Genomic DNA, 18,017 nt, shown 5'->3' with positions numbered 1-18,017 from the left:
CCCCTCCGGGCGCAAGCCACGCGGCATGAACCCTTCCCGTGAATTGCCCTTTCCGGCCCGCTTGTTAAGCTGACGTCACAACACGACAACAATGGGAAACGTCACCGTGCTCCGTCGCAGCCTCCTGCTTTCCTCCCTGCTGGCGCCCTCCGCCGGCGCCGCGCTGCTTGTCGGCCTGCCCCGCCCCGCCCAGGCGGCGCCGATGTTCCGCAGCCTGCACATGTTCGTCCCCGCCAATCCCGGCGGCGGCTGGGACGGCCTGGGCCGCGCCATCGAGCAGGTGGCGCGCGAGGGCGGGCTGGTGGAAACCTTCCAGTTCGAGAATGTCGGGGGCGCCGGCGGCATGGTCGGCCTGCCCCGTTTCATCTCGCAGCGGCGCAACAAGCCGGACAGCCTGCTGGTCGGCGGCAGCATCATGGTCGGCGCCGCGATCAGCAACAAATCGCCCTACAGCCTCAAGGACGTGGCCCCGGTCGCCCGGCTGACGGCCGAGGCCGCCGCCATCGTGGTGCCTGCCGACAGCGCCTACAAGGATGTCGGCCAGTTCGCCGCGGCGCTGAAGGCCGACCCGCGCGCCGTGCCGGTGGCGGGCGGCAGCGCCGGCGGCACCGACCACATCGTGCTGGGCCAGCTCATCAAGGCCATGGGCCGCTCGGCCAAGGACGCGAACTTCGTCGCCTTCGCCGGCGGCGGCCCGGCCATGGCCGCCATCCTGGGCGGGCAGGTGAAGGCCGGCATCTCCGGCTGGGCCGAGTTCTCCGAGCAGGTGAAGGCCGGCCGCCTGCGCGCGCTCGCCACCTCCGGCGAGAAGCGCACCGACCCGAACGTGCCCACGCTGAAGGAAAGCGGGCTCGACGTGGTGGCCACCAACTGGCGCGGCGTCTTCGGCCCGCCTGGGCTGAAGCCCGACGGGCACGAGGCGCTGATCCGCTTCGTCACCGCCCTGCACGGCCTGCCCGCCTGGAAGCAGCTGCTGGAAACGCGCGGCTGGGACGACGACTTCCTGGCCGGCAAGGAATTCGAGACCTTCCTGGCGGAGGACACGAAGACCACCGAATCCGTCCTCAAGGATCTCGGGCTCGCGGCATGAGGCACACCGCCCGGTCCGACCTCCTGGTCGGGCTCGGGGTGGCGGGGCTGGGCCTGCTGACGGCCTGGCAGGCCCTCGTCATCCCGCCCACCCCCGTCTATGCGGAGGTCAGCGCCGCGCTGGTCCCCTGGCTGGTGGCGGCGCTGCTGCTCGCCCTGGGCACCGGCCTCTGCGCCTCGGCCCTGCGCGGCGGCTGGAGCCATGGGCTGGAGGACATGCAGGACCCGCCGCCGGTCAACTGGCGGTCGCTGGGCCTGCTGGCGGCGGGGCTGGTCGTGCAGGTCGCGCTGATAGACTGGCTCGGCTTCGTCATCGCCTCCACCATCCTCTACGTCCTGGTCTGCGCCGCCTTCGGCTCGCGCCATCCGCTGCGTGACCTGCTGATCGGCGCCGTGGTCACGCTGCTCGCCTACCTGGCCTTCAGCCGGCTGCTCGGCGTCAATATCGGTGCGGGCGTGCTGGAAGGGATCCTCTGACCCCATGGACACGCTCTCGGGCCTCTCGCTCGGCTTCGGCAACGCGCTGTCGCCGGCCAATCTCGGCTGGGCGCTGCTCGGCTGTTTCCTCGGCACCGCCGTCGGCGTGCTGCCGGGCATCGGGCCGGCGCTCACCATCGCGCTGCTGCTGCCGATCACCTTCAAGGTCTCGGCCACCGGCGCCTTCATCCTGTTCTGCGGCGTCTTCTACGGCGCCATGTATGGCGGCTCCACCACCTCGATCCTGCTGAACACGCCGGGCGAGAGCGGCTCCATCATCACCGCGCTGGAAGGCGCCAAGATGGCCCGCAACGGCCGCGCCGGCCCGGCGCTGGTGACGGCGGCGGTGGGCTCCTTCATCGCCGGCACGGTGGGCACGCTGGGCATCTCCTTTCTCGGCCCGATCCTGGTGGAACTGGCGCTGAAGCTCGGCCCGGCAGAGTATTTCTGCTTGATGGTGCTCTGCTTCGTCACCGTCTCCGCCGTGCTCGGCGGCTCGGCGCTGCGCGGCCTTGTCTCGCTCGCCTTCGGCCTGATGCTGGGCCTCGTCGGCGTCGATCTGCAGACCGGGCAGCCGCGCATGACCTTCGGCATGATCGACCTGCTCGACGGCATCGACGTGGTGCTCGTCGCCGTGGCCCTCTTCGCGGTGGGGGAGACGCTCTACCTCGCCTGGCGGCATGTGGAAGGAAAGCAGGTGGTCCGCCCCGTCGGCCGCCTCTGGATGAGCCGCACCGACTGGCGGCGCTCCTTCTGGCCCTGGATACGCGGCTCGGCGCTAGGCTTTCCCTTCGGCGTCATGCCCGCGGGCGGCACCGAGATGCCGACCATGCTGAGCTATTACGCCGAGCGCCGGATGGTGAAGCCGGAATACGAGAAGGAGTTCGGCACCACCGGCGCCATCGAGGGCGTGGCCGGGCCGGAGGCCGCCAACAATGCCGCCGCCGCCGGCATCCTCGTGCCCATGCTCACCCTCGGCCTGCCGACCTCGGCCACGGCCGCCATCATGCTCAACGCCTTCCAGTCCTACGGCATCCAGCCCGGGCCGCTGCTCTTCACCTCGCAGCCCGAGCTGGTCTGGACGCTGATCGCCTCGCTCTACATCGCCAATGTCATGCTGGTGGTGCTGAACCTGCCGCTCGTCGGACTCTGGGCGCGCATCCTGACCATCCCGACGCCGCAGCTCTATGCGGGCATCCTGGTCTTCGCCACGATCGGTACCTATGGCATCAGCAACAGCGTCACCGACCTGATCCTGCTCTATGTGATCGGGACGATCGGCATGTTCATGCGCCGCTTCGACTTCCCCACCGCGCCCGTGGTGATCGGCATGATCCTGGGGCCCATGGCGGAACAGGCGATGCGCCAGGCGCTGACCATCAGCCAGGGCGACTGGACGGTCTTCCTCACCCGTCCGATCTCGCTGGCGCTACTGGTCATCGCCGCCTTCGCCCTGCTTGGGCCGCGTCTCTACGGCACCTGGGCGCGGCGCCGTGGGCTGCTGGGCAACAACAGCAGCGACGGCATCGACGCCTGACGGGGGCGGGCCGGAGGCTGCCGGCCCGTCACGGCGCCAGGCCTGCCTCCGCGCCGACCGGAGGCAACCACAGGCGCCGTGCCGCCGGGGGTGGCGCCCTTACTCCGCCGCTTGCAGACTGGGCCGGCGGTAGAGCGTGGTGACCAGCAGGGCGGCCACCAGGCAGAAGCTGCCGGCGACATAGAGGGCAGGCAGGTAGGTCGAGAACTCGGTCCGGCTGAACCCGGCACCGAAGGCGGCGGTGGCGGCGCCGAGCTGATGCCCCGTAAAGACCCAGCCGAAGACCAGCCCCGCCTTTTCTGGTCCGAAGCGGTTGGCAGCGAGGCGCACGGTCGGCGGTACGGTCGCCACCCAGTCCAGCCCGTAGACCACCGCGAAGACGGAAAGGGCATAGACGTTGAACTCGGTGAAGGGGAGGTAGAGCAGCGACAGCCCGCGGAAGGCGTAGTAGGAGGCCAGCAGCCAGCGGTTGTCATAGCGGTCGGACAGCCAGCCGGACAGGATCGTGCCGGCGAAGTCGAAGATGCCGATCACCGCCAGCATGCTCGCCGCCCCAACCGCCGCCACGCCGTAATCGCCGCAGAGCGCGATCCAGTGCGTCTGGATCAGCCCGTTGGTGCTGAGGCCGCAGACGTAGAAGGTCAGGAACAGCACCCAGAAGGTATAGCTGCCCGCCGCCTCGCGCAGCACGCGGATGGGAGAGAGGAGCAGGTTGCCCAGCCCCTGCTCGCGCGGCGGCGCGGCCTGCTGCACGGCGGTGCCATAGGGCGTAAGGCCGAGATCCGCGGGCCGGTCGCACATCAGCAGCAGCACCACAACCATGGCGAAGGCCAGCGTGCCGAGCACGAAGACCAGTGCGGTGCGCCAGCCATAGGCCGTGCTGAGGCTGGCCAGGATGGGCAGGAAGACGAGCTGCCCGGTGGCGTTGCTGGCGGTGAGCAGCCCGACCACGAAGCCGCGCCGTTCCGAGAACCAGCGCGTGGCCACGGTGGCGCCCAGCACGATCGCCGTCATCCCCGTGCCGATGCCGACGATGACGCCCCAGAGCAGCACGAGCTGCCACAGCTCCCGCATCACCAGCGAACCGAGCAGCCCGGCGGAAATCAGCGCCAGGGCGCAGAGGATGACGCTGCGCACACCGAAGCGGTTCATGAAGGCGGCGGCGAAGGGCCCCATCAGCCCGAACAGGGCGAGGCGCAGCGCGAAGGCGGTGGAGATATCGGCGTTCTGCCAGCCGAATTCCTGCTGCAAGGGCTCGATCATCACCCCGGCCGAGCCCATGGCCCCGGCGGTGGCAAGCATGGTCAGGAAGGTCGCCCCCGCGACCACCCAGCCGTAATGGATGCCCTTCTGCCGCAGGCCCGTGGCCAAGGCGGTGGAGATCATGATGGCGTTTCCCCTGTGGGTGCCCGGCCGGGCGGGCTGGTTGGATGCGGAAGGCGAAGGGTCAGAGGTCATGCAGCAGGGCGCGCAGGTTGCGGGCGCCCTCCTCGCCGAGCAGCGCCTCGACCTCCGCCTGTGCCTTGTTCCACAGCGGCGCGCCGTCGCTCAGCACCTGCTGCGCCGCCTCGGTCAGCGCCAGCGCGGTCTCGCGCTGGTCCCGTCCGGCCACGCTGCGGATCAGCCCGTCGCGTTCCAGCAGCTTGGCATTGCGCCCGACCGTGGAGCGGTCCAGCAGGCTGAGCCGCGCCAACTCGGTGAGCGAGACGGGCTGGAAATGCCCGATCCGCCGCAGCAGGCTGTACTGCGCCACGTTGACGCCTGCCGGGGCCAGGGCCTCGTCATAGATCGACGAGACCTTCCGGGCCGCCACGCGAAGCGCTACGCAGTAACATTCCGTCATCATCGATGCGGGTATATGCCCGCATTTCTTGCGCGTCCAGGGCTTTCCGCGAGCCGCTGGGGGAGGGGCTCAGATCTGGTCCCGGACCCGTTCCAGCGTCTTGTCCAGATGCAGTTGCAGCACCCGTGCCAGCGCCGCGCCGTCGCGCTTCCGCAGGGCCGCGACCATCTGCTCGTGCTCGGCCACGGCGCCGGCCCATTTCTCCGGCCCGGCATTGCCGATGAAGCGGATATGCTTCATCCGCGCCTGGATCGCCTCATGCGCCCAGATGAGCGTGGCATTGCCGGACAGCGCCACGATGGCGGTGTGGATCGCCTGGTTCAGCTTGAAATAGGCCATGCGGTCCCGGGCGGCATAGCGGTCCATCATCGCCTCGTGCAGCGCCACGACGCGCGCGACCCCATCCTCGGGGGCCTCGGAGCAGGCGAGTTCCCCCGCCAGCCCTTCCAGGTTTCGCAGCACTGTCAGGCTGTCGGTCACGTCCTTCAGCGTCACCCTGCGCACCACGGCGCCCCGGGCCGGCACCAGCTCCACCAGCCCTTCGCCGGCCAGCATACGCACGGCCTCCCGCAACGGGGTGCGGGAAACGCCGAGCTTGGCACAGAGCGCGACCTCGTTGATGCGGGTGCCGGGGGCGATGGTGCCCTGGGTGATCAGGTCGCGCAGGCGGGCGGCCACCTCCTCCTGGAGAGGACGGCGCACGATCGGCCCGTCCCCGCCGCCTGCCGGCAGGTTCTCCGGTCCCTCTGCGTCCATCAGGGCGGATACGACCATCGGCTTCGATCCTGATCCATGCTCATCCATGCGCGAGCCCCTCCGGATATGCCTTGACGGGATCGGTCCGTCCACATTAGGTCTAGATTACTGTATGCAGTGTGAAGCATACTCTATGTGACGGCTGGCACGAAGCCAAAGCAAGAAAGCGGGAGAGGGCGGCATGGAAGCGCAATTGCTGGCGAGGCCGAGGATCGCCCTGGCCATGGGCGACGCCGCAGGCGTCTCCTCCGAACTGGCCGCCAAGGTCCTGGCCGATCCCGCAGTGCGCGAGGCCGCCGAGATCACCGTGATCGGCGATGCCCGCATGCTGGCCCGCGGCGCCGAGTTCGCCGGCGTCAACCCGGATGTCGATGTGGTGCGCGATGGCGAGTCGATGCCGCGCCGCGTCCCCGGCCGGCCAGTGCTGATCGATCTCGGCCATGGCGACCCGGACGGCATCAGGCTGGGCGAGATCTCCGAGGCCGGCGGCCGCTTCGCCACCGAGAATTTCCGCCGCGCCCTGCGCATGGCCGCCGCCGGCGAGGCCGATGCGGTCTGCTTCACCCCCTTCAACAAGGCGGCGATGCGGCTGGTCACGCCGGGCTACGAGGACGAGATCGGCTTCTCCGCCGAGACCATCGGATTCCATGGCGTGGCCAAGGAGTTCAACGTCCTGGAAGGGCTGTGGAACGCCCGCGTCACCTCGCATGTGCCGCTGAAGGACGTGGCCGGGCTGCTGACGAAGGAGACCATCCTCGACAACCTGCGCCTGACCGACGAGGCGCTGCGTGCCTCCGGCGTCGCCCGCCCGCGCATCGCCGTGGCGGGGCTGAACCCGCATGCCGGCGACAACGGCAATTTCGGGCGCGAGGAGATCGAGGTGATCGCCCCGGCGGTGGAGGCGGGCAAGCGCGAGCAGATCGCCTGCGACGGGCCTTTCCCGGCGGACACGGTCTTCGTGCGCGCCAGGCGCGGCGATTTCGACGCGGTGCTGACCATGTTCCACGACCAGGGCCAGATCGCGATGAAGCTGATCGGCTTCGATGCGGGCGTGACGCTGATGGGCGGCTTTCCCTTCCCGATCTGCACCGCCGCCCATGGCACGGCCTATGACATCGCGGGCAAGGGCATCGCCCATCCCGGCGCCATGCGCAACGCGCTGCTGCTGGCCTCCCGCATGGCGGCGAGCCGCATCGCCGCCTGATCGGCCCCAACCACGGCGCGAAGGCCCGGAACGGGTGCGCGCCTTTCAACCGGAGGAAACAAGAATGCGCGTTCTCCCGACGCTGACGCTCGCCTTCTCGCTGGGCGCCGCCTCCTTGGCGGCGACGGCGCCACGCCCGGCCCTGGCGGCCTGGGAACCGAACCGCCCCGTCGAGTTCGTCGTCACCTCCGGTGCCGGCGGCGGCACCGACCTCTTCGCCCGCACCATCCAGGCGGCGATCCAGAAGCATGAGCTGCTGAACGTGCCCGTCGTCGTCACCAACAAGGGTGGTGGCTCCGGCGCGGAGGGCTTCGTCTATGGCCGCGGCTCCCAGGGCGACCCGCTGAAGGTGATCTTCGGCACCAACAACGAATGGCTGCTGCCCTATGTCGCCCGCGTGGCCTGGAAGCCGGAGCAGCTCGTGCCGGTGGCCGCCATGGCTTTCGACGAGTTCATGCTCTGGGTGAAGGCCGACGCGCCCTACAAGACGGCCGCCGACTACATCGCCGCGGCGCGCGAGAAGCCGGGCGCCATGAAGATGGGCGGCAGCCAGACCAAGGACACCGACCAGATCCTCACGCTGAAGATCCAGAAGGCGACCGGCGTGCGCTTCACCTACATCCCCTTCCGCGGCGGCGGAGAGGCGGGCGTGCAGCTCGCCGGCGGGCATGTGGATTCCGACGTCAACAACCCGTCCGAAAGCGTCGGCGGCTGGCGCGGCGACCAGGTCCGGCCGCTCTGCGTCTTCCGCAAGGAGCCGCTGCCGGCCACGGGGAAGGTGACCGGGACGCAGTCCTGGGCCGATATCCCGACCTGCGCCAGCCAGGGCATCGCGGTGGACGAATACCGCATGCCGCGCACCGTCTTCCTGCCGCCCGAGGTGTCGAAGGAGGCCCAGGAGTTCTGGACCGACGTGATGCGCAAGGTCACCGAGACGCCGGAGTGGAAGGACTACATCGCCCGCACGGTGCAGAGCGCCGTCTTCATGACACCCGACCAGATGAAGCCCCTCATGGAGGAGGAGCAGAAGTCCGGCAAGGAGATGTTCGCCGCCGAGAAGTGGCTGGTGAACTGAGGTCAGGGACGCTGGACAGGGAGCGACGGCCATGCTGACGCGTTACCGGATGGAAATGGCCACGGCGGCCGTCGTCTTCCTGCTCGGCGCCATCGCCGTGACCGGCGCCATGGAGCTCGACTACGGCTGGGCGGAGGACGGGCCGCAGGCCGGCTACTTCCCCTTCCGCATCGGCCTGATCGTCATGGCCGCCGCCGTCGCGATCGCGGTGCAGGGCTGGTACAACCGGACCGCCCTGACGCGGGAGGTCTTCGTGGACCGCGCGGGCGGCCGCCGCGTGCTGCGCTTCGGCCTCTCGATCCTGGCGCTGGTGGTGCTGTCGCTCACCCTCGGCATGTATGTCGCCATGGCCGCCTACCTGTTCGTCATGATGCGTTGGCAGGGGCGGCATTCCTGGCTCGCCAGCATCGCCGTGCCGCTGCTCTACACCGCCGCGACCTGGCTGGTCTTCGAGCGCTGGTTCCTCGTGCCGCTCCTCAAGGGGCCGGTCGAGGTCTGGCTCGGCCTGGCCTGAGGAGACCGGACGATGTTCGACAATCTCGACGCGCTGATGCACGGCTTCGGCGTCGTGCTCACCTTCCATCACGTCGCCATCATCATGGGCGGCGTGCTGCTGGGCATCCTGGTCGGCGTGCTGCCGGGGCTGGGCGCGCCGAACGGCGTGACGCTGCTGCTGCCGCTGACCTTCTCGATGGACCCGGTCTCGGCCATCATCCTGCTCACCAGCCTCTACTGGGGCGCGCTCTTCGGCGGCTCCACCACCTCGATCCTGTTCAACATCCCGGGCGAGCCCTCCTCCGTCGCCACGACCTTCGACGGTTATCCCATGGCCCGAAACGGGCGCGCCACCGAGGCGCTGACCTATGCCTTCCTGTCCGCCGGCTTCGGCGCGCTGGTAGGCGTGGTGGTGATCACGCTGCTCTCGGGCTTCGTCACCTCCTTCGCGCTGCGCTTCGGGCCGCCGGAATACTTCGCGGTCTATCTGCTGGCCTTTGCCTCCTTCATCGCCTTCGGCGGCGGCGCGCCGCTCAAGACGCTGGTCTCCATCTGCCTGGGCTTCGGCTTCGGCATGGTGGGCATGGACACGGTCTCGGGCTCCATGCGCCTGAACTTCGATATTCCGGCGCTGATCAAGGGCATCTCCTTCCTTGTCGTGGTGATCGGCCTTTTCGGAATCGGCGAGCTGCTGCTGACGCTGGAGGAAGGGCTGGAGTTCAAGAGCGTCCGCGCCAAGCTCAACCCGGTGGAGATCCTGCGCGCCGCCACGCGAATGCCGCGGTACTTCCTCGCCATGTTGCGCGGCAGCGCCATCGGCGTCTGGATGGGCATCACCCCGGGTGGCCCGACCGCGGCCTCCTTCATGTCCTATGGCATCGCCCGCAAGGTCTCCCGCCGCCGCGGCAACTTCGGCAAGGGCGAGCCGGAGGGCGTGATCGCGCCGGAAACGGCCGACCATTCCGCCGGCACCGCCGCCATGCTGCCGATGCTGGCGCTGGGCATCCCCGGCTCCGCCACCTCGGCGGTGATGCTGGGCGGGCTGATGATCTGGGGCCTCAACCCCGGCCCGATGCTCTTTGTCGAGCAGAAGGACTTCGTCTGGGGCATGATCGCCTCGATGTACCTGGGCAATGTCATCGGCGTGGTGCTGGTGCTGGCCACGGTGCCCTTCTTCGCGGCGCTGCTCTCGGTGCCCTTCACCATCATCGGCCCGATCATCGTCACGGTCTGCCTCGCCGGCGCCTATACCGTCGCCAGTTCCGCCTTCGACCTCTGGATCATGCTGGCCTTCGGCGTGGCGGGCTACGTCATGAAGAAGCTGGACTATCCGATCGCCCCGCTCGTCCTGGCCATGGTGATCGGCGACAAGGCAGAGGACGCCTTCCGTCAGTCCATGCTGCTCTCCCAGGGCTCGCTCGGCATCCTGTGGTCCAACCCGCTGGTGGGCACCATCTCCACCATCGCCATCCTGTTCCTGCTCTGGCCCCTCGCGGCGGCCTTCCTGGGCTGGCGCCGTGCCGGCAAGTCCGCCCTGGCCGCCAGGTCGGGAAGCCAGGCGTGATCGCTGGTGTCCGGCCCCGGGAGGAGGCCCTGCCTCCCCCGGACCCCCTCCGCTGGGGACATGGTATGTCCCCAGACCCCGCCTTGCGTTGGCACGGGTTGGAGGCGTTGCCCGGGAGAGCGTGCCGAAGCGCATGTGGACGAGCGGGCCTCATGGAGGACGTCAGGACTTCCACGTTCGTGGCATCCGCAGTCTCCGAAGGGTTCAGCCCTTCGGCGCGATCCGGCCGCGGCGAGCGCCAACGAATGGAAGGTCCAGGAAACCCAGTTTCCTGGCGGATAGGGGGTCCGGGGGAAAGGCGGAGCCTTCCCCCCGGGACAGTGCAACGCCCGAACGGAAAGCAGAGCGCCGCATGAAGATCGCATTCCTGGGCCTGGGGCTGATGGGCGGCCCGATGGCGCGCCGCGTGCTGGCGGCGGGGCACGAGGTGACGGTGTGGAACCGCTCCCCCGACAAGGCCGCCCCCTTTGCCGAGGCAGGCGCGCATGTGGCGGCCAGCGCTGCCGAGGCGGTGCGCGAGGCCGAGGCCGAGGCCGTGATCCTGATGCTGGAGAACGGCCCGGTGGTGGAGCGCGTGCTCTTCGGCGGCGGCGTGGCGGAGGCCGTGCCGCCTGGCGCGGTGGTGGTGGACATGTCCTCCATCAAACCCGCTGAGGCGCAGGACCATGCCGCGCGGCTGGCGGAACGGGGCGTGCATCACGTGGACGCGCCGGTTTCCGGCGGCACCACGGCGGCGGAGGCCGGAACGCTCGCCATCATGGCGGGCGGGGAGGCGGAGCCCTTCGCCCGCGTCGAGCCGGCGCTGTGCGCCATGGGAAGGCCGGTGCTGGTCGGTCCGCCCGGGGCGGGGCAGCTCGCCAAGCTGGCCAACCAGGTGATCGTCGGTGTCACCATCGGCGCGGTGGCCGAGGCGCTGATGCTGGCCGTGCGCGGCGGCGCCGATCCGGCCAAGGTGCGCGAGGCACTGCGCGGCGGCTTCGCCGAGAGCCGCGTCCTGGAACTGCATGCGCAGCGCATGATCGAGCGCGACTTCGCCACGCGCGGGCGCTGCGTCACGCATCTGAAGGACCTGGACAACGCCCTCGACGCGGCGGAACGGCTGGGGCTGGACAGCGTGCCCTATGCGGCGCTCACCGCCGACCTCTATCGCGGGCTGATCGAAAGTCGGGGCGACCCGGACCACTCCGCCCTGCTGCTGGAGCTGGAGCGTCGCAACCCGCGCGCCGTGGCCCGGCAGGAGGTGGAGGCGTGAACCACGAGATCCTTTTCCGCGACCTCGGCGACCGCCATTTCCGCTTCGCGCTGACGGGCGCCAAGGGCGGCTTCAGCCGCACCCTGCTGGCGCAGATCCGCGCCATCCCGCGCCTGCAGCCGGCGGTGCTCTGCGACCTCGATCCGGACGGCGTGCTGGCACTGCTGGCGGAGCTCGGCTTCCCCGCCGGTGCCGCCCGGATCTGCGATACGCCGGACAGCGCGCGCGAGGCCGCCGCCGCCGGCCATGTCGTGGTGCTGCGCGACCAGTCCCTGCTGGGCGCCGTGCCGCACGACATCCTGGTGGAGGCCACCGGCCAGCCCGAGGCCGGCGCCCGCATGGCGCTGGAGGCGATCCGCCGCGGCGCGCATGTCGCCATGGTGAGCAAGGAGGTGGATTCCGTCGTCGGACCGCATCTCAACCAGCTCGCCGTCGAGCGGGGCCTCGTCTACACCACGGCGGATGGCGACCAGCCGAGCAACCTGATCGGCCTCGTCACCTGGGCGCGGCTGCTGGGCTTCGAGGTCGTCGCCGCCGGCAAGTCCAGCGAATACGACTTCGTCCTCGATCACGCCACCAGCGTCGTGACCTGCGCCGAACTGCAAGGCGAGGCGCCCGCCCTGGCGGATCTGTGGATACTGGACGAGGATGTGGCGGAAACGCTGGCGCGCCGTTCCGCCGCGCTCGCCGGGCTGCCGCAGAGCGCCACGCCCGACTATTGCGAGATGAACGTGGTGGCCAATTCCACCGGCCTGCTGCCCTCGCGCCCGGAGCTCAGCTACCCGCTCTGCCGCATCACCGAGCTCGCGGATGTCTTCATCCCGCGCGAGGAAGGCGGCATCCTCGGCCGCACCGGCGTTGTGGACGTGTTCAACTGCCTGCGCCGGCCGGAGGAGGTGAGCTTCGGTGGCGGCGTCTTCGTCGTGGTCCGGGCGGGCGACCGGCCGGTCTGGGAGATGCTGCGCGGCAAGGGCCATCTGGTCAGCCGCAACGCGCGCTATGCCTGCCTCTTCCTGCCCTATCACTGGATGGGGCTGGAAACGCCCGTCTCGCTGCTTTCCGCGGCGGGGCATGGCCGCGCCTCCGGCAGCGACACGCAGCGTGTCCATGCGGTGATGGTGGCGCGCACCGAACGCGACTTCCGTGCCGGCGAGGTGCTGGAGATGGGCGGCCACCACCACATCATGACGGACTGCACGCCGCTCCTCCTGCCCGCCGCCGAGGCGGAAGGGCTGGCGCCCTTCTATCTCGCCGCCAACAAGCCGCTTCTCGTGGATGTGCCGCGCGGCACCCTGGTCCGCGAGGCGATGGTGGATCTGGCGGGTTCGCTGCTCCAGTCCCTGCGGCGCGAGGTCATGGTGCCGGCAGCGGGCTGAGCGCCGGAAGGCCGGCGCAGCGGGGAACGCGGCCCCGGCCAGTCGCTCTCAGTGCGGCGCGCCGAGCCCTTGACCGATCCGCTCCAGCATCTCGTCGAAGAAGGGGTTGGAGGACATGCGGATCAGCGCATCCAGGCTGACCGCCAGCACACCGCGTTCCCCCTTTGGCGCGATCGTCCCGAAATGCACCCCGAAATCCTCGTCGGCCGGATCGGGAAACTGGCCATAGAGTGAATCGCCCTGCGGGAAGGGCAAGGCGACGTGGGAAAGGGAATAGACGTCGCGCGGATAGGTCTCGCGCAGCGGCACCACCCGCGTCTCCGTGCTCCCCGGCCCGGTCACCCGCGCCACCATGGCGTCCTGTCCCGGCGCGGCATTGGTGACAACCACGGTGCGGTAGCGGCGTGGTCCAGGCGGCAGCAGGCGCTCCAGCGCCGTTTCCGAATTTGGGCTGAGCAGGATGCCTAGCTTGCTGTTGCGGTTGAGGTCGAACAGCACGAGCTCGCTGCCATTGGCCGGCAGCAGGGCATAGAGCGCATCCAGCACGGCGGGCGTGCTGACCGTGGTGTCGAGCACCGACTGGAAAGTCAGCACCGGCGGCAGCCCTTCCAGCCGCCCTTCGCGCGCGCGCTGACTGACCTGCTCCTGCAACGCCCGCGTCAGCCGCCAGGACTGGCGCGCGCCGTTGACCGGAAAGGAGTTGTACTTGAACGGGTTGAACTCCGGCACGATGCCGAGCCAGCTCGCCTTGGCGAAGCGTGGCAGCAGGGCCGGCAATCCCGCCAGCCCGGCGAAACGGGCGAATTCGGTGATGCCCACCATGGGGGAGATCAGCACCAGCCGCGCCGGCCGAGCCAGCTTCGGATCGTCCAGCGCCTCCATGGCGTACTTCATCGCCAGCGCGCCGCCATTGGAGAAGCCCACGATCTCGATCGGCCCCTGCGGCACGCGCCGCCGCGCCTCCCGCACCGCGAGGCGCGTGGCCGCCATCCAGTCCTCCCAGGTCACGTCGGTCAGCGCCGCCGGCACGGTGCCATGCCCCGGCAGGCGCAGGCCGATGGCGACATAGCCGTGGGCGCGGTAGAAGCGCCCGACATGGCGCAGGCTGTAGGGCGCGTCGGTCAGCCCGTGCAGCAGCACCACCGCGCCACGCGGCGGTCCGCCCGGCTCCAGCACGTAGGAATGGTTCCAGTCCTGTCGGAAGTGCGGCGGATAGATGGGGCTGCCCTCGAAATAGCGGTTGAGCGACGTGCGCTCCTCCGGCTCCAGCTTCTGCATCACCTCCTGCCGCACGGAGTCGAAGACGCGCCGCTCCGCCGCCAGATAGCCGGCCCAGTCGGTCTTCCCGATCTCTCCGGCCCGCAGCTCGCTGGGCACGTAGAGATGCCAGGTCCGCAGCGGCGGGCCGCTCTGGACCTGCCAGACGCGCAGCGCGAAGGCCGCCAGAAGGGCCCCGAGGAGGATGTACAGGCTCCTGCGGAGAAGCCTGATCGGAAATGCCGGCACCGGCGCGCCTCCATGCCTCGGGTCGCCGCTGACCAGCCAACCCGAATCGGTACGCTGCCGGCCGTCGCCGGCCATGCTGCAACCCGCCGCCGCCGCCGGGCAAGCGTGCCGGGGGCGTATTGACAATCCGCCCGGTGCCTTCCCAATGGCAGGGTTGCAGGTAGAGGAATCCGCATGGAGACCGGGCAGGGCTTCCTCTCGCGCACCATGAGCGACCCTGTGCTCCGCGTGACGACGGGCCTTTGCGCTGCGGTCCTGGTCTTCGCCTCGCTCCGCGAGGCCGCCTCGGTCTTCGTGCCCGCGACCTTCGCGCTCTTCATCATCGCCGTGGTCTGGCCCTTGCAGCGCCTGCTGCAACGGCGCCTGCCGCAGGTGCTGGCCCTGGTGATCACGCTGGTCGTGGCCCTGGTCGCGGTGATGCTGCTCGCCATGCTGGTGGCCTGGGGATTCTCGCGCATAGGGCAATGGGTCATCGCCAACGCGACGCGCTTCCAGACCCTCTACTTCCGCCAAGCGGAATGGCTGGAAGGGCATGGCGTTCCCGTGGCCGGGCTGATGGCGGAGAATTTCGACATGCGCTGGGTCGTCTGGCTCGCCCAGGCCGCGACCGGGCAGCTCCAGGGCTTCCTGAGCTTCGTCACCGTCACGCTGGTCTTCACCATCCTGGGCATGCTGGAGGTGGAGGTCCTGCACCGCAAGCTCGCCGCCATGGGCCGGCGGGGGGAAGGGCGCCGCCTGCTCGACGCCTGCGCGCGGGTGGCCTCGAAGCTGCAGACCTACATGCTGGTGCGTAGCGTGATGAGCGCGCTGACCGGCGTGACCATCTGGGCCTTCGCCCTGCTCGCCGGGCTGGACCTGCCGGTGGAATGGGGCCTCATCGCCTTTGCGCTGAACTACATCCCTTTCCTCGGCCCGCTGGTGGCGACGGTCTTCCCGACCTTCTTCGCCGCCCTGCAGTTCGACTCCTGGGAAATGCCGCTGACCGTCTTCCTCGGCCTGAACACCATCCAGTTCCTGTCCGGCAGCTACGTCGAGCCCCGCCTGGCCGGAAGGGCGGTCTCCGTCTCGCCCTTCATCGTGCTCTTCGCCGTCTTCTTCTGGTCCTTCCTCTGGGGCATCGCCGGCGCCTTCATCGGGATTCCCGTGACCATCGCGGCACTGATCCTTTGCGACGCCTATGACGGCTCCCGCTGGATCGCGAACCTGCTGTCCGGCCGCGACACGGCTGGCTGAAGCACCCGCCGGCCACACGCCCGTGACGCCCATCCCGCAAGATCCATCGACCACGATTCCGGAGCGGGTCCTGCTGCTGCACGGCATCGCCCGCCGCGCCTCCTCCATGTCCGTGATGGAGCGGGTGCTGCGCGCCGCCGGCTACGAGACGCTGAACCTCGACTACGACGCGCGCCACAAGCCGCTGGACGCCCTGGCGGAGGACCTGCACGAGGAGGCCGGAGCCTTCCTGCAACGCCCCGGCGGCCGGCTGCATGTGGTGGCCCATTCCATGGGCGGGCTGCTGGCGCGTGCCTACATCACCCGCCACCGCCCCCTGGCGCTGGGCCGCATGGTGATGCTGGGCCCGCCCAACGCGGGCAGCGAACTGGCCGACCTGCTGTGCGGGCAGGCCCTCTACCGCCGCGTCTTCGGCCCCGCCGGGGCGCAGCTCGTCACCGCGCCGGAGGCTACGCTCGCGGCGCTGCTCGGCCCGGTGGATTACGAGCTGGGCGTCATCGCCGGCGACCGTGCGCTGAACCTCCTGGCCTCCTGGTTCGTCCTGCCCGGGCCGAACGACGGCAGCGTCTGCGTCGCCCGCACCCGGGTGGAAGGAATGGCCGACCACATCGTGCTGCACGTCACCCACACGCTGATGATGCGCCACCCGGAAGTGATCCGGCAGAGCCTCCACTTCCTGCGCCACGGCCGGTTCGACCACCCCGCGACGGCCGCCGGCTGATGCCAGGGCCGGTCTCCCGGCCGTTCCCGCGTTGCGCTCCATGGCTGGCCGGAGAGCATGGCTCTCCGGCGCGATCCGGCATCAGCAAGCGCCAACTCATCGGGTCCAGGGCACGCAGTGTCCTGGCGGATAGGGGGGCCGGGGGAAAGGCGGAGCCTTTCCCCCGGGGAAGGCGCAACGCCGGCCCCGACCGCTCTCAGGCCTTCGGCAGGCGCACCACGAAGCGGGCGCCGGCGATGCCGCCATCCTCGCCGCGGCGGTTCTCGGCGGTGATGCGGCCGTTCAGGCCTTCCACGATCTGGCGGCAGATGGACAGGCCCAGGCCGGAATGCTGGCCGAACTGCTCGCCCTTGGGCCGCTCGCTGTAGAAGCGGTCGAAGATGTTCTCCAGCTTCGCCTCGGGGATGCCGGGGCCTTCGTCCTCCACGGCGAATTCCACCACGTTGCCTGTGGTGCGCGCCTTCACCCAGACGGTGCCGCGGGGCGGGGAGAAGGAGACCGCATTGCCGAGGAGGTTGCGGAAGACCTGTACCAGCCGCCCCTCGACGCCGCGCACCACCAGTCCCTTCGCTGGCGCCTCCAGCACCATGACCGGCGCGTCCTCGCCCAGCGGGCTGTTCTCGCGCGTCGCGGCGTGCAGCTCGGTCAGCGCGGAAAGGATGGGCGCGATGTCCACCGGCTCCGTCGCCGTGCGGGAAAGCTCCGCATCGACGCGGGAGGCATCGGAGATGTCGCCGATCAGCCGGTCCATCCGCACCGCGTCCTCGGCGATGATGGCCAGCAGCCGCGTGCGGTGCTCCGGGTTCTCGATCCGCCTGAGCGTCTCGATGGCCGAGCGCACCGAGGTGAGCGGGTTGCGCAGCTCATGCGCCACATCGGCAGCGAAGCGCTCGTTGCTGTCCACCCGCGCCCAGAGCGCGGTGGCGGCTTCCTGGAAGGAACGGGCCAGCGTGCCGATCTCGTCGCCCCGTTCCAGCAGCCGCTGCGGCACGGAGCCGGCGCGGCCCTTGCCCTGGCGCATGGCCCGGGCGGCGGAGGCAAGCGCCAGGATCGGCGAGGCCAGGGTCCGGTTCAGGTAGAGCGACAGCGCGACCGTCAGCACCAGCGCCATGGAGAAGAGTGCCAGCACCGAGCCGCGGATCTCGATCAGGCGCTGGTCCACCTCCCGCGCCTCGCGGGTCAGCAGCACGATGCCGACCGGCTGGTTGGCGCGCCGCGCCGGCTCCGCCACGGACACCAGCAGCCGCCCGTCGGCGGTGCGGCGGACATAGGGGTCCACGCCGCCCTCCAGCGCCAGGCGCAGCTCCTCCCGCCGGTCCGGGCCGCCGGCGGTGTTGTTGAATTCCGGCTGCCAGTCGAAGGAAGGCGCATCGGGGCCGACATCCACCACCACGTCGTCCGGTGCGCGCGGCACGCCCCAGCGCAGCAGCGTGGTAATCAGCCGGTCGGCGAAGCCGCCCACCGGGCCAGGCGGGTTGGGCGGGGGCAGCGGCTCGGTGACGATGTTGCCGTTGGCGCTTTCCCGCACCCGGCTGTCGGCCACGAGCAGGCCGTTGTTGTCGAAGAGCTTGGCCTGGGTGGCCGGGCTCGGCTCGGTCAGGCGGCGCAGCAGCGGCCGGGCGATGTCGGGCACCAGCACCGGATGGTCGTCCTGGATGCGGACGGCGGCCTCGGCCACGCCATTGGCATAGATCCGTGCCTGGGTCCGCAGCGCCAGCACCTCCCCGGCCAATAGCCCGTTCTGGTACTGGTCGAGGTAGAGCAGCGAGGTCGCCAGCAGGAAGGGCGGCAGCGCGTTGAGCAGCAGGATGCGCCGCAGCAGCGGCGACACGTTGCGGCGCATGCCCAGCCAGCCGCGCGGCCGCTCATCACGGGCGGAGGCCGCGACG

General features: G+C 70.1%; 16 protein-coding genes. 11 read left to right on the top strand and 5 right to left on the bottom strand.

Annotated elements, in window-relative coordinates:
- Positions 1–106 precede the first annotated feature (106 nt).
- Genes BT98_RS0112950 through BT98_RS0112940 form a run of 3 tightly spaced genes read left to right on the top strand, consistent with a single transcriptional unit; the run spans position 107 to position 3,103 of the window.
- Positions 107–1,090 (top strand): Bug family tripartite tricarboxylate transporter substrate binding protein, encoded by a 984-nt coding sequence (locus BT98_RS0112950; RefSeq protein WP_226945987.1) that lies wholly within the window; start codon positions 107–109, stop codon positions 1,088–1,090.
- Positions 1,087–1,566, top strand: coding sequence for a tripartite tricarboxylate transporter TctB family protein (locus tag BT98_RS0112945; protein WP_019462293.1), 480 nt, complete (start codon positions 1,087–1,089; stop codon positions 1,564–1,566). Before BT98_RS0112950 ends, BT98_RS0112945 begins: the two co-directional genes overlap by 4 nt.
- A 4-nt stretch (positions 1,567–1,570) precedes the next feature.
- The gene (locus BT98_RS0112940) at positions 1,571–3,103 is read left to right on the top strand and encodes a tripartite tricarboxylate transporter permease (RefSeq protein ID WP_019462292.1); all 1,533 of its coding nucleotides are present in this window, start codon (positions 1,571–1,573) and stop codon (positions 3,101–3,103) included.
- A gap of 99 nt (positions 3,104–3,202) precedes the next feature.
- On the opposite strand, the gene BT98_RS0112935 is transcribed toward BT98_RS0112940, so the two are convergent.
- From BT98_RS0112935 to BT98_RS0112925, 3 genes are all read right to left on the bottom strand, one after another.
- A complete protein-coding gene (locus BT98_RS0112935) occupies positions 3,203–4,489 on the bottom strand; it encodes an MFS transporter (protein ID WP_019462291.1) in 1,287 nt (428 codons plus the stop codon).
- A gap of 61 nt (positions 4,490–4,550) precedes the next feature.
- Entirely contained in the window at positions 4,551–4,916 is a 366-nt protein-coding gene (locus tag BT98_RS0112930; RefSeq protein WP_019462290.1) for a MarR family winged helix-turn-helix transcriptional regulator, read from the bottom strand.
- A 99-nt stretch (positions 4,917–5,015) separates the two neighbouring features.
- Positions 5,016–5,720 carry a GntR family transcriptional regulator gene (locus BT98_RS0112925; protein ID WP_019462289.1) on the bottom strand — a complete coding sequence of 235 codons (705 nt, stop codon included), beginning with the start codon at positions 5,718–5,720 and terminating at the stop codon, positions 5,016–5,018.
- A gap of 163 nt (positions 5,721–5,883) precedes the next feature.
- On the opposite strand from BT98_RS0112925, the gene BT98_RS0112920 reads away from it, so the two are divergent.
- The 6 genes from BT98_RS0112920 to BT98_RS0112895 all read left to right on the top strand — a co-directional run bounded on the left by BT98_RS0112920 (position 5,884) and on the right by BT98_RS0112895 (position 12,668).
- Positions 5,884–6,906: a 4-hydroxythreonine-4-phosphate dehydrogenase PdxA gene (locus tag BT98_RS0112920; protein WP_099781861.1), complete on the top strand. Its 1,023-nt coding sequence runs from the start codon at positions 5,884–5,886 to the stop codon at positions 6,904–6,906.
- A gap of 64 nt (positions 6,907–6,970) precedes the next feature.
- A complete protein-coding gene (locus BT98_RS0112915) occupies positions 6,971–7,981 on the top strand; it encodes a Bug family tripartite tricarboxylate transporter substrate binding protein (RefSeq protein WP_019462287.1) in 1,011 nt (336 codons plus the stop codon).
- 31 nt (positions 7,982–8,012) lie between these two features.
- On the top strand, positions 8,013–8,495 hold the full coding sequence (locus BT98_RS0112910; RefSeq protein WP_019462286.1) for a tripartite tricarboxylate transporter TctB family protein: 483 nt from the start codon (positions 8,013–8,015) through the stop codon (positions 8,493–8,495).
- A gap of 12 nt (positions 8,496–8,507) precedes the next feature.
- Positions 8,508–10,040: a tripartite tricarboxylate transporter permease gene (locus BT98_RS0112905; RefSeq protein ID WP_019462285.1), complete on the top strand. Its 1,533-nt coding sequence runs from the start codon at positions 8,508–8,510 to the stop codon at positions 10,038–10,040.
- Positions 10,041–10,392: 352 nt separating this feature from the next.
- A complete protein-coding gene (locus BT98_RS0112900; protein WP_019462284.1) occupies positions 10,393–11,292 on the top strand; it encodes an NAD(P)-dependent oxidoreductase in 900 nt (299 codons plus the stop codon).
- On the top strand, positions 11,289–12,668 hold the full coding sequence (locus BT98_RS0112895; RefSeq protein ID WP_019462283.1) for an NAD(P)H-dependent oxidoreductase: 1,380 nt from the start codon (positions 11,289–11,291) through the stop codon (positions 12,666–12,668). The genes BT98_RS0112900 and BT98_RS0112895 overlap by 4 nt, the downstream gene beginning before the upstream one ends.
- A gap of 48 nt (positions 12,669–12,716) precedes the next feature.
- Here BT98_RS0112895 and BT98_RS0112890 read toward each other — a convergent pair whose 3' ends face one another.
- Positions 12,717–14,174 carry an alpha/beta hydrolase gene (locus BT98_RS0112890; protein ID WP_027297236.1) on the bottom strand — a complete coding sequence of 486 codons (1,458 nt, stop codon included), beginning with the start codon at positions 14,172–14,174 and terminating at the stop codon, positions 12,717–12,719.
- Between the two features lie 174 nt (positions 14,175–14,348).
- On the opposite strand from BT98_RS0112890, the gene BT98_RS0112885 reads away from it, so the two are divergent.
- Both BT98_RS0112885 and BT98_RS0112880 read left to right on the top strand, forming a co-directional pair.
- Positions 14,349–15,407, top strand: coding sequence for an AI-2E family transporter (locus BT98_RS0112885; RefSeq protein WP_019462281.1), 1,059 nt, complete (start codon positions 14,349–14,351; stop codon positions 15,405–15,407).
- A gap of 22 nt (positions 15,408–15,429) precedes the next feature.
- The gene (locus BT98_RS0112880; protein WP_019462280.1) at positions 15,430–16,128 is read left to right on the top strand and encodes an alpha/beta fold hydrolase; all 699 of its coding nucleotides are present in this window, start codon (positions 15,430–15,432) and stop codon (positions 16,126–16,128) included.
- A 196-nt stretch (positions 16,129–16,324) separates the two neighbouring features.
- On the opposite strand, the gene BT98_RS0112875 is transcribed toward BT98_RS0112880, so the two are convergent.
- Complete coding sequence (locus BT98_RS0112875) at positions 16,325–17,971, bottom strand: stimulus-sensing domain-containing protein (protein ID WP_019462279.1); 1,647 nt, start codon at positions 17,969–17,971, stop codon at positions 16,325–16,327.
- Positions 17,972–18,017: the final 46 nt, after the last annotated feature.

The organism is Roseomonas mucosa ATCC BAA-692 (genome assembly GCF_000622225.1).
GTDB lineage: Bacteria > Pseudomonadota > Alphaproteobacteria > Acetobacterales > Acetobacteraceae > Roseomonas > Roseomonas mucosa.
The sequence above is the reverse complement of the archived record's forward strand: the minus strand, read 5'-3'. Positions and strand labels throughout refer to the sequence as shown.